This window comes from Melioribacter sulfuriphilus, assembly GCF_052656625.1.
This window is the reverse complement of record NZ_JBQXXK010000005.1, coordinates 1-12,388: the sequence shown is the minus strand read 5'-3', so window position 1 is coordinate 12,388 and position 12,388 is coordinate 1. Positions and strand designations below refer to the sequence as shown.

Genomic DNA, 12,388 nt, shown 5'->3' with positions numbered 1-12,388 from the left:
TTTAAAACTGTTATCAGAAAACAACTTTCTTTTCTTTTCCATTATACTTTACCATTTTATCTATAAACTCTGTTTCATCAATCCCTATACCATGACCTTTCGATACCACAACAACCCGGAAGTTTCTCATGGTTAACATTCCCGGGAATGATCCTTTTTGTTCGGATATCGTTAAAGCTTTACTTTTGTTGTTCCACTTAAAGATTATCGTTGAATAAAGCTTTTTTTCGTAGTTATAGTTATCCCCTTCATCCTCATAGAGTGTAAATTCACCATCGGCTCCTTCGTAAATGCGAATTTCTAAATTATCCCATTTTTTCTCTGTAGCATATTGCACCTTTGGACCAATAGGCAAGATTGAACCAGCTTTTACATATAAAGGGATAATGTCGATAGGAGTGTCTCTGGAGATATATTGACCGCCGGTAAATTTCTCGCCGGTCCAGAAATCGTACCAGTTGGTTCCTTCGGGCAGGTATAGTGTACGTTTACCTATCGTACCGAAATCTTCTTTCTTGTTCTTGTTATACATATTTTCTGTAACAGGACAAACGAGAAGTGATTTTCCAAACATATATTCATCGTTAAGGTCAAGCGCATTTTTATCGTGCGGAAAATCCATGACCAATGCACGCATCATCGTGGAATGATTGGCTGTCACATCCCAGGCAGTGGAATAAATGTAAGGCAATAACCGATAACGTAAGTTGATAAATTTTTCAATGGCATCATAAATCGGTTCGCCCTTCTTTCCGAACTGATAAATCTCACGCGGAGCATCGGTTCCGTGTGAACGCATCATCGGACAAAATGCGCCGAATTGCAGCCAGCGAACATAAAGTTCTTTGTATTCAGGGTCGTTCAATTTGTCCGGGAAATTCCAAAGAAAAAATCCGCCAATATCGCTATTCCAGTAGGGTATTCCGCACAGTGAAAAATTAAGTCCCGCGGATATTTGATTTCTCAATGCTTCCCACGATGCTACCACATCGCCTGACCATACAACAGAACCGAATCGTTGCTGACCTGCAAATGCTGAACGGGTCAGTATAAACACCCGTTTATTTGAAGTTTCTTGTCGTTGATGTTCATATACTCCACCAACTGTCATTAAAGGATAAGCATTGCGCACTTTGCGAAATGAGCCCGGATAGGTTTTATTATCTAAGTCGCTCTCTTTAAATTGAAGATGATCAGGTTCGGACGAATCAATCCACCATCCATCGATGCCAAGTGAGAATAGTCCATTCTTAAGATATTTCCAGTAAATCTCACGTGCCTGCGGATGGTATGCATCATATACTCTTACTCCCGAAGGATAATCCAAACGGGGAGGCCATTTATCAGAACCAGATTCGGGCCAGGTTTTAAAATCCATAAGGGCGTGAAGACTATCTAATTCTTTATATTGCTTTGTCATTGGACCAAACGAATTCCAGATGGAAATAATTATGTGGGCATTTAAAGCGTGAATATCATCAACCATTTTTTGAGGATCGTAAAACTCAGCATTGAGAAATTCCATAGCATTCCATAAGTAATTATTTCCCCAATACTGCCAGTCTTGAATAATTCCATCGAGAGGCACGCCAAGCTCGCGGTACTTCTTCACTACTCCCACAATTTCATCCTGACTTTTATACCGCTCTTTACTCTGCCAGTAACCAAATGTCCACAAAGGGAACATAGGAACCCTGCCAGTAAGTCCGCGCATTTGAGCAATAACTCCATCGGCATTACCACCATACATAAAATAGTAATCGATGCAATCTCCAACATCAGAACTAAAGGAAGTTTCTTCAGGAGTATCGGTAAAAATAGTTGGAGAATAATTATCCCAGAATAGGCCATATCCTTTAACAGAAAGGAAGAATGGAATATAGTCATCTGTATTTCCCTGAATCATTCGAAGTTTAATGTTACGCTGAACCATTTTCCCCTGTTGTTGCTGGCCAAGTCCGTAAATGGCTTCATCTTGGTCAAGTACAAAAAATTGGGAAACACTATAGGTCTGATTCCCTGCATCGTTAAAAGCGGTGAATGAAAAGCCATTTTCTTTTTCGTTTAACAGAAGTGCTCCAGCGGTATTTAAAAAAGATATTTGCCCATTATTCAGATTGACCAATACCTGAACATCTTTGCTTTTTAAAATGAGATTTTTATCTGTTTGATTTACATTAAATCGAATTTTTTGAGGTTGAGCAATCACAGAAAGGCTCTTTTTATCGAAGGAAGTGCTTACAGGCCATTTGATTATTCTAATTATTGAAGAATTAAAGAACTGAACCTCAACTCCAATGGATTTAATTCTTGCATTTATTCCATAGTCTGTTTTCTGGAATGAATAGGATTCGGCTTGAAGAGTCATTGCCAAAAGAATCAAACAGAGGATGAATAGGAGAATGTATTTTTTATTCATTCTATACCTTTTATATTTTTTGTTGTTGTTATTTAGCCCTATGAAGTCTTGATTAGAAAACCACCATATGGACGCAAAGTAATTTTTACAAGTTTAGACAATTGAACATTCTGCTTCACAAAACTTTTTCCATCTTTTGTATCTGTAATAATAAAACCTTTTGAAGGTGCTGGGATAAAAGAAAGATCCAGCTCTAACATTCGTTCCGTATTTTCTCCATTGATCCCTGCTATATACCAAATATTTCCTTTTTTTCTTGCCAATACCACATACTTACCAGGATAACCTTCAATGAATTTTATATCGTCCCATGTCTCAGGCAATGAACTCATAAATGCTTTAACAAAATCTTTTTGGGCTGACATACCGTACGGTGTTTCAGCTATATGCTGTATACCTGAAGTGAATATAACGGACAAAGCTAATTCAAAGGCACCGGTAGTTCTCCGTTGAATATTCGGAATGCCTGAAAAATTTACTGGAGTAAAATCCATGGGAGAAAAAAGGTTACGTGTAAATGGAAGGACCGTACAATGCCAGGGCTGATTATCTGCAAAGTATTGAGCAAAGGTAACATATTCCATCCCTTTGATGCTCTCCATACTCACCAGATTGGGATAAGTACGATGCCAACCTCGAGGATAGGTACAACCATGAAAGTTTACAGCAAGATTAAATTTTGCCGCATCTTTTAAAATATCGATATAATATTTCATCATGGACTGTCCATCGCCACCGAAGAAGTCCACCTTGATACCTGCTATTCCCATATCCTTCAATTTTTGAAACTCTCCCTGTCTTGATGCCCTCGTGAGCATTTTATCTCGTGGGGTAAGCGTCGTTGAATTCCAATTTCCCGCAGAGTTATACCACAATAAGATTTTCACATTTTTTGTTTTTGCGTATTCGGCGAGTTCATTAATTTTTTCATACCCGATTTTAGCATCCCAAAAAGCATCAATCAAACAGTATTCCCATTGCATACTTGCAGCAAAATCGATATATCGTTTTTGTACATCAAACACGGTTGAATCATCTTTGAGGATTACCCAACTCCACGAAGCAACACCAGGCTTAAGCCATGAAGAAACATCGTATTTGGCAGGAGTTGCCAAATCGGTTTCTAACGTTGATTCAACAAGTCCTGCAAGATGATCAGCGACGGCAATGATACGCCAAGGTGTATACCATGGTAAAATCGACTCAGGTAAATACGGTTCATTGTCTCTGCATTCCTGTGGCTGAGGAAATTGAATGGAATATTCGCCATCAGGGGAAAATTGACTTAAACGCGATCCGCAATAGTTTGTATCCACAGCAGTTTCTGTGATGCATATCCAGTATTTGTCATAATTGAAAAGCGCGGGCATTACCCATCCAGCTTGATTGGGTGAAACAGTGCCAACAGGTATTTCAATCTGATAATATTCTTCATACGATGGCTGTGTAAAGCACCAGCCGGTACGGGCATCGGGACATGGTTGAAGAAAAGCCTTTGTTGAAAGATGAAAATGAAAAGAGCTCAGCTCTTTATAAATTTTGACAGGTTTATTTGATTCCCCAGGGAAATAATATCTGAACGCAACCCCATCGTTTGAAACTTGAAAAATGATTTCCATCTTTTGAGAATCTGCATTTTCCAGATAAAATATGCGCTTATTTCCAAGATAGTGGCAATTCAATCGCTTGCCGTGAAGCATTGTGTATTGATCAGATACCACACTCGCATTTGATACTGAATCTAATGTAAGAGCCGAAGAAAAATTCCCATCGTTTCGAATAAGTCCCAATTTAGAGGGTTGCAATATTGTTGCTCCTGAATAAGAAACAGAATACATAGGTTCACCCTTCTCGGTTAGCCAGAAGGATACAGATATTTTCTTATTCGGACTGTCGATTGTAAATGTTTGTGCAGTGGAAGATTGATTATGGAATATGACCATTGCAATCAGCACAAATATCCATTGAATAGATTTCATTTCCCTTCTCCATGATGATTTCATTATTTGAATAATAGTTGAGCAAAATTATACAAATTGTTTCTCCATACAGGCCAGGTATGGCCCCCTGGATATTCACTGTATGTGTAATTAATCCCTAGTTCATCAAACTTTTTTATCATTATTTGGCAGTTCTGCCATGCAATGTCTTCCTTACCTCCCATGGCAATCCAAAATTGTTTCAAATTCGTATTTATCTTCTCAGCATTTTTCTTCATAAATTCATATTGTGCTTCTGCAATAGTATTTTGCATCGGCACAATCCATCCCGAACTGAATACACCAAGGTAAGCAAACATATCGGTATTCTTTATTCCTGCATACAGCGTTTGTAATCCACCCATAGATAAACCTGCAAGCGCCCGATATTGTTGAGCCGACTTTACTCTGTAATTTTTTTCAATGAATGGAATAACACTCTCCTTTAGTTCAGCATCAAACAGTTTAAGCATTTCCTCACCAAACCCTGAAAACGGCATGTTTCCATCTATCATAGCCACCAACATAGGCACCGCTTTTTTCTGTGCTATTAAATTATCGAGAATAAGATCAGTTTTCCCCTGTTGTGCCCATCCACGTTGATCTTCACCACCACCATGAAGAATATATAAAACAGGATACTTCTCTTTAACATTCACATCGTAACCAGGAGGAGTATATAGATAAAAAGAACGCCAACTATGAGTAATCTTCGAGAAATATCTTTTAATACGAATATCACCATGCGGAACATTTTTCACCGCATAAATCGTATCACCCTTAAACGGTACTTCGATTCCGCTTGCCATGCGTCCCATTCCATAAAATGTTTCACTTGCGGGATCTGCTACAGCAACTCCATCGATAATGAGAGAATAATAATGAAAACCTTCGCCAAGTGTATCTGTAATAACCTCCCATACTCCCTCTTCGTTTTTAATCAAATCATATTTTTTGTGCAAATCGAGTTGGATTTTATTTGCCTCGGGAGCTTTAATTCTAAAGATTGCCCGTCCATCATACAAAATCTGAGGATACTTTGCTCCCCGTACATTCGTTGAGGCAGGAGTACCAACAAGACTACTATATTTCTTAATTACTTCCTCACCTAATGGTTTAAATATTAACTGTGAGAAATGATATAAACTATTCTTCCAGACTTTGAAATCGTGTACACCAGGTTCGACAAAATAAATATGTGGTACCTTATGTTTTTGAAGATAATCGTGAGTACGTTGACTGAAGATGATAAGATTATCATTATCACCGCATGAAATCCATAGCAATTTAATTTTCTTTTTAGCTTCTTCCGGATTTGGGACCAATAACTCAGGTGCTTTGGTGTTAGGAGCAGAAGAGAATCCTCCAATCCAGGCAAAAACATCGAGATTTCCCAGTCCAAAATTCAATGCCTGTCCACCTCCCATAGACAACCCTGCAATAGCCCGGTGGTCTCTATCGGTGTATACCGGATAATTTTTCTCGATAAAGGGAATAAGATCATTTAACAAGTCTTTCTCAAAATTCGCAAAAGCCTGCACCTTCACACTATCATAAATATTTCCCTCAGCCCTATCATCTTTCATTGCTCGTCCATTCGGCATCACAACAATCATAGGTTCAATTTTTTTATCGGCATAGAGATTATCTAAAATGATATCCGGCTGACCACCTTTAAGCCATTCAGTTTCATCCCCACCAATGCCATGCAACAGGTATAAGACCGGGTATTTATTTTCTGTTGAAAATTGTGGTGGAATATAAACCAGAGCTTTTCGTGTTGCTCCTACTGTTTTTGATTCATAATAGACAGTATCTATTTTGCCATGTAGAATATTATCCCGTAACTTATCAAAGTCCTGAGGAACTTTGATATTTTGTGAATATAGGGTTTGTATTAAAATTATCATCAGAATCACATGAGTAATAATTTTATTCATGACTTTCTCCACACTTATTGTTATCAAGGTTTTTATTAAATCCATATATAATAACAATGTCAGTTTTTAAACAATTGTTGCAATGTTCTACTTAGATAGAGTTTACAATTCATCCATGTGTGTCCACCAGGAACAACAAGAGTTTCTAGTTTTAACTTCTTTTCATTGAACATTCCAATAAGTTGTTTTACACTTTCATACAAAAAATCTTCTTCTGCTATACTGATGAAAAAATGTTTCAATTGTTTATTTATTAAAACAGTATCCGGTGACCAATTGGAAAAATTTTTTCTAAACTCATCCGTAGCTGTATATGGAGCGTATGCATAGATGTAAGCAAATTTATCAGGATTAGTGAGTCCGATATTCAATGTTTGTCCACCACCAAAAGAAAAACCTGCAATAGCACGATTTTTACTATCGGTATAAACGGGATAGTTCGATTCAATAAAAGGAATAATATCATTCAACATATCTTTCGTAAAATACTCCATAGGTTTTGGCATAACGTTAGCGTAAGGCATAACAATAATCATTGGCACAGCTTTACCTTGCGCAATAAGATTATCGGCAATGAGGTTTGCACGACCAACTTTTGTCCAAGTTTCTTCAGTATCGGAACCACCATGAATGAGATAAAGAACAGGATACTTAGTTTTCCCATTGATGTTAAACCCTGGTGGTGTATAAATAACAAGCTGGCGTATAGTACCAAGCGTTGAAGATTTGTAATAGCGATAACTTACTTTCCCGTGCGGCACATCTTGCAATTCATGAATTAAAGGCTTATCACCACGTATTTCAATCAGACTTCGTTTAAACCTCTCATTTGCAAACAGATACGAATTATTAGGATCAGCTACTGCAATACTATCAACTCTAAAGAAATAAGGATAAATATCTGGTTCAACAGGTGGTACAGTGATACTCCAAACACCAGATGTATCCTTTGACATACAAAGTGGACTTTTTAAGAACTCAGCATCAAGCAGTACCTCCTTCGCATTAGGTGCAAAATAACGAAATGTAATACTTTTATCCGGGTTTATTTCAGGAGATACAATTGCCGGTGGCCTTTGAGCATTCGTTATGTTTGATGCAATAATGAATAGTGATATTACAAAAAGAATCTTTTTCATGACCTTAACCTTATTGAAATAGTAATTGAGAAACTTCGGTTAGAAATTTTCTTGTATTCATCCAGGTATGTCCACCTGAAGTAATAAAACTTTTGTAATTGATGTTTTTCGATTTAAGAAAATCCATAAATTCGATAGTCTGTTTGTACAAAAAGTCTTCATCCCCTACACTTATCCAGAAGAGTTTTATTTGACTATTTGTTACTTTGTGATTTTCGTAAATATGCTTATATTCTTTTTCCATCTCCTGTTGAGATAAATACGCTGCAAAACAACAAATCCATGAAAATTTATCGAGATTGCTGAAAGCAACCCGTAAGGTTTGTCCACCGCCTCTTGAAAAGCCACCAATTGCACGGTTGAAGCGGTCGGAATATACCCGATAATTTTTCTCCACATACGGAATAATATTCTCAATCAAATCTTTTTCAAACGACTTTGTTCTTCGTATTGCCTCTTCACTTTCTCTTGATCTCGGATCAAAGGGTTTTGGGTATCCTTTTTGTTCTGCAATTCTTGCCTCTATGTTACCATACGGCATAACAATAATCATTGGCTTTGCTTTGCCTTCTGCGATTAAGTTATCGAGAATGAGATTTGCACGACCTACCTTAAACCATGTTTCTTCCAAATCAGTTGTACCACTAATGAGATAGAGAACAGGATATTTTTTATTTGGATTTTTTTCATAACCCGGTGGAGTATAAACAACCAATGTGCCTATAGTACCTTCTATAGAAGGGTAATACTCATATGTAACTGTTCCATGTGGTACATCTTTTAATGAATGAACTAACGGTGGGTCATCAGGAATATCAACCAAACTGGCTTTAAATCGTTCGTTTGGAAAGTATAAGACGTTACTCGGATCCATAACCTGGATACCATCAACAATGAAAAAATAAGGATAAATGTCCGGTTTGATAGGGCCAACAGTAATGCTCCAGATTCCTAAAGTATCTTTAGTCATCGAAAGCGGTTCTCTTGCAAACTGTGCACTAAGCTTCACTTCTTTTGCTGAAGGAGCTAAATATCTAAACACAACTGTTTTATCCGGATTAATCTGAGGAGAAATAATAAATGGTCCTGTAGGTACCTGGGCAAGAACATTGCTTATTAAAAAAATCACTGACAAAAGACAAGATTCAATTATACGTAACCTGATTTTCATAATGTGTCACTCATTATTTATTGAAGGTTTGAATTAATTTTATCATTTTACTTATAAATATTTCTCAGCCATTTAAGAATAGGTGTTATCCATTCTTCAGCAGGCTGAAGGAAAACAAAACCATGATTACCTCGCGGATAGATATGCAGTTCAGCCGGTACATTATTCTGCTGTAGTTTCTTATAAAAGATAATGCTGTTATCCACTGTAACAACCCTATCATCTCCTGCATGAGTTATATATGTGGGTGGGGTATTTGAATCTACCTGCAATTCATTTGAAAATTGCTGAATAATATCCTGTGATGGATTGCTCCCCAACAAATTTTTTCTTGAATCAAGGTGCGTTAACTCGTCTTGCATACTAATTACAGGATAGATTAATATTAGAAAATCAGGACGAAGATTGGAATTATTAACATTTTCAATGTAAGCATGCTTATAGTGTGTGGCAGCTGTTGCTGCTAAATGACCGCCAGCCGAAAAACCCATAATACCTATTTTATTAGTATCAATACCCCACTTATTTGCACCTTCTCTCACTACTTTGATAGCTTGTTGTGCATCTTGAAGTGGACCGATTTTCTTATCAATCATAGTTGCATCATCAGGAATCCTATACTTCAATACAAAAGCGGTAACACCACTTTTAGCAAGCTCTTTTGCTGTCCTCACACCTTCTGCTTGGTAAACCACCACACCATAAGCACCCCCTGGACAAATAATGACAGCGGTTCCATTTGATTTCTCTTTGTCTGGGAGATATATTTCAAGTGTTGGATTTGTTACACCTCTATATATACCAGAAGTATATTCTTCCTTTACACTTGCCTTCCTTGAATTAGGTATATCTCCCGAATATAAATTAATTATCTCCTGAGCATTTGAAACAAATGCTAAGAAAAATAAAAGCACTAAAGTGACAAATGAAGTTGCTTTCATTTTGCCTTTTCCTTTTTCTCTAATTCATTAATAAAAAAATCTATCATTAATTTGATATTCTCTTCTGTATACATACCAAATCCATGTTGACCACCTTTTACAAGAAATAATCGAGATGAAACACCAGCTTTTTGTAAAGCTTCGTGCAAAAGAACGCTTTGGCAATATGGTACTACTCTATCATTATCTCCATGAAAAATCAGAAATGCGGGATCAGCTGAATCAACATATGTTATAGGACTTGCTAATAAAGTTTTTTCTTTATGTTCTTGAAGTGGTCCACCAATATAAAGAGACGCTGGTGATTTTGCATCATTATGAATAAAATCAGTACCACCACAAGAATCCATCACAAGCATATTTGTAGGACCGAACCAGTCAACGACTGCGTCCACTGAACTGCTATATGTTAGATAAGAACCAAGATTTCCTTCAACATCAATAGTTTCATTTCCCAAAGTGTATTGTTTGACAAATCGGGAAGTACCAAGCATAGCTGCTAAATTTCCACCTGAAGAACTTCCTGTTATCCCAATAAAAGAAGTATCCAGCTGATATTGCGACGCATTTCCTCTGATAAACCTGACTACTGCTTTTATATCATGTAGCTGAGCAGGAAACTTTGCATCAGAACTCGAACGATGATTAGGCATCACAACAGCAAATCCTGCTTCGAGCAATGGTTTTCCCAATATCGGAAGATCCATTCCTTTTAAATTGTTACCGAACCAAGCACTTCCATAAATTACAACTGCAACAGGATACTTATCTTTTATAACTTTTGGTAAGTAAATATCAAGGCGATGGTAAATCAAACTATCACCTACATAGTCAACATCTTTCCAGCATTTTGAATAATCCTGGGCAAAGCAAGCTAGAGTCATTGTAAGTATAATTATAACAATGGAATAAGCAATTCTTCCTCTCAAACTCATTTTCATAATTCCTTAATTTTTACTTTTATCTGGGTAAATGAATGAGGTTCAAATGTATACACCAGTTTATTTCCGTTTGTCTGAACCTGTTTTATGCTCGGAACATATTTATCTTTCTTATCAAAGCTAAAAGGCTCATCAAGTGAATTTTGATTAATCACTGTAACTTCTGCATCGTTAATAAATGGAATTGCTACACTCACAACTTCTGCAGTAATTGCTTCATCTTTATGCCTGTTAACCACATTGATCATTATTGTATTTGTCGAAGGATTATAGACTGATGTCACATCGAGATAAGGAATTCCTTTGTATTTGTTGGTGTTGAATGTATCACATTGAACATATGTATCAATTGCAAATCCATGACAATTGTTTGAAAAGGATTTGAACATATAAAAGAGGGGTGTTTTAAATGTACCCTTTTCTCTATCTTCCTGTAGGAGAGATGTCAGCATAGTAAAGTTTGCCATCTTTACAATATCCGCATTGCGGATAAAAGAATTAAAGCATTGTGCAACCGGTAATACGGATAAAAAGTTGCGACCCATAATGCCCCACTCATCAAACGAAATGTATATTGGGTTCTTGAACCCTTTCATAGTGCGTGTTGGTTCATAATAAGATGAACCTGATGCGACCAACTTAATTGATCTATCAACTGACCGCATTGCTTTTGCTGCTTCACGTGCAACCTTTACATAGTCATCAGCACTCATGTGACCAAGTTCCCATGGATAACCATCCACTTCATTTCCAAGATCCCATATTTTAACATTGTAGGGTTGAGGATTTCCATTCTTAATACGAAAATCCGAATAGTACGTTCCTTTAGGATGATTACAGTATTCTACCCAATAACAAGCATCGAGAATACTACCCATTCCAAGCCCAAGATTCACACAAACGACGTTTTCACTACCTATTGCTTTATTAAGCGCAATCCACTCATCTGTACCCACTTCATTGCTTTCATATCCGCCCCAGGCAAGATTTAAGCGACGAGGCCTTTTGTTTTGGGGTCCGATACCATCTTTCCAGTCATAGCCCATCACAAAATTTCCACCAGGCCAGCGCATATTGGTAATTTTCAACTCTCTCATTGCATCGATATAATCTTTTCGGAAACCATTTTTATCGGCAAGTGGTGATTTTGGATTGTAGAGAGGACCATACAGGGTACTAAAAAATGAAGTATCAGGTAAACCCATTCGCCTGCCGCTGAAATTAATAGGTTCCATAAACACACCTTATACTTTGGGATCGACTTCACCAACATTACAACAGTTGCTCCTGATTTTCCCTGCCATGATTGTATTAATTCTTGTTTTGCAATGTCTAAAGTTGCAGAGTTTTTCGAGCAACTAATATTCACCATGTCTGTGCTCTGACCACGCAACCATAGTTTGTGCCCGTCTTCTGCAAACAGGTTCACTACTCCCAAAAGCAAAATGCAAATCACCAGTAATAATTTCTTATTCAAAACAAGCCTCTCAGGCAATTTCAAAATTCCCACTGAGGATGGACTAGAGAATTGAATTTCTATTTCAGCTGAATTGATGGTTGACTTTTTACCAAATGGAGTTTTTTGAAAGGGGTGGGGATTAGCTTGAATAGCAAAAGTAGATGCAATAACTGCACTGAACCATAATCTATTAATCATTCCCCCCACCTTTTTGATTTATAGATTGCTAATCAATTCAAGCACTAAACATATATTTTTTGATACTTATTTATTGAGACATCTGAAAAATTCAATTAGAGGAACAGATTTATAAGTATTGTCGTTTTCATTGAAAAAATAAATCATGTATAAGTAAAAATTGGTTCTTTGAAATAGTGTTGTCTGCTTTATTGAGCCATT

General features: G+C 37.0%; 9 protein-coding genes. All 9 read right to left on the bottom strand.

From position 1 onward, the window contains the following. Window positions 1-13: 13 nt before the first annotated feature. Genes ACUN8G_RS07330 through ACUN8G_RS07290 form a run of 9 tightly spaced genes read right to left on the bottom strand, consistent with a single transcriptional unit; the run spans window position 14 to window position 12,187 of the window. The gene (locus ACUN8G_RS07330; protein WP_437346409.1) at window positions 14-2,419 is read right to left on the bottom strand and encodes a glycoside hydrolase family 31 protein; all 2,406 of its coding nucleotides are present in this window, start codon (window positions 2,417-2,419) and stop codon (window positions 14-16) included. Between the two features lie 38 nt (window positions 2,420-2,457). After that, window positions 2,458-4,398, bottom strand: a complete 1,941-nt coding sequence (locus ACUN8G_RS07325; RefSeq protein ID WP_437346410.1) for a glycoside hydrolase family 97 protein — start codon at window positions 4,396-4,398, stop codon at window positions 2,458-2,460. Window positions 4,399-4,421: 23 nt separating this feature from the next. Next, window positions 4,422-6,338 (bottom strand): alpha/beta hydrolase-fold protein, encoded by a 1,917-nt coding sequence (locus ACUN8G_RS07320; RefSeq protein ID WP_437346411.1) that lies wholly within the window; start codon window positions 6,336-6,338, stop codon window positions 4,422-4,424. A gap of 59 nt (window positions 6,339-6,397) precedes the next feature. Further along, window positions 6,398-7,477 (bottom strand): esterase, encoded by a 1,080-nt coding sequence (locus tag ACUN8G_RS07315; protein WP_437346412.1) that lies wholly within the window; start codon window positions 7,475-7,477, stop codon window positions 6,398-6,400. A gap of 10 nt (window positions 7,478-7,487) precedes the next feature. Then, window positions 7,488-8,648, bottom strand: coding sequence for an alpha/beta hydrolase-fold protein (locus ACUN8G_RS07310; RefSeq protein ID WP_437346413.1), 1,161 nt, complete (start codon window positions 8,646-8,648; stop codon window positions 7,488-7,490). Window positions 8,649-8,695: 47 nt separating this feature from the next. After that, window positions 8,696-9,589 carry an alpha/beta hydrolase gene (locus ACUN8G_RS07305; protein WP_437346414.1) on the bottom strand — a complete coding sequence of 298 codons (894 nt, stop codon included), beginning with the start codon at window positions 9,587-9,589 and terminating at the stop codon, window positions 8,696-8,698. Continuing rightward, the gene (locus tag ACUN8G_RS07300) at window positions 9,586-10,524 is read right to left on the bottom strand and encodes a prolyl oligopeptidase family serine peptidase (protein WP_437346415.1); all 939 of its coding nucleotides are present in this window, start codon (window positions 10,522-10,524) and stop codon (window positions 9,586-9,588) included. Before ACUN8G_RS07300 ends, ACUN8G_RS07305 begins: the two co-directional genes overlap by 4 nt. 2 nt (window positions 10,525-10,526) lie before the next feature. After that, complete coding sequence (locus tag ACUN8G_RS14080) at window positions 10,527-11,576, bottom strand: alpha-L-arabinofuranosidase family protein (protein WP_510186461.1); 1,050 nt, start codon at window positions 11,574-11,576, stop codon at window positions 10,527-10,529. Between the two features lie 47 nt (window positions 11,577-11,623). Beyond that, a complete protein-coding gene (locus tag ACUN8G_RS07290) occupies window positions 11,624-12,187 on the bottom strand; it encodes a hypothetical protein (RefSeq protein ID WP_437346416.1) in 564 nt (187 codons plus the stop codon). Between the last annotated feature and the right edge of the window lie 201 nt (window positions 12,188-12,388).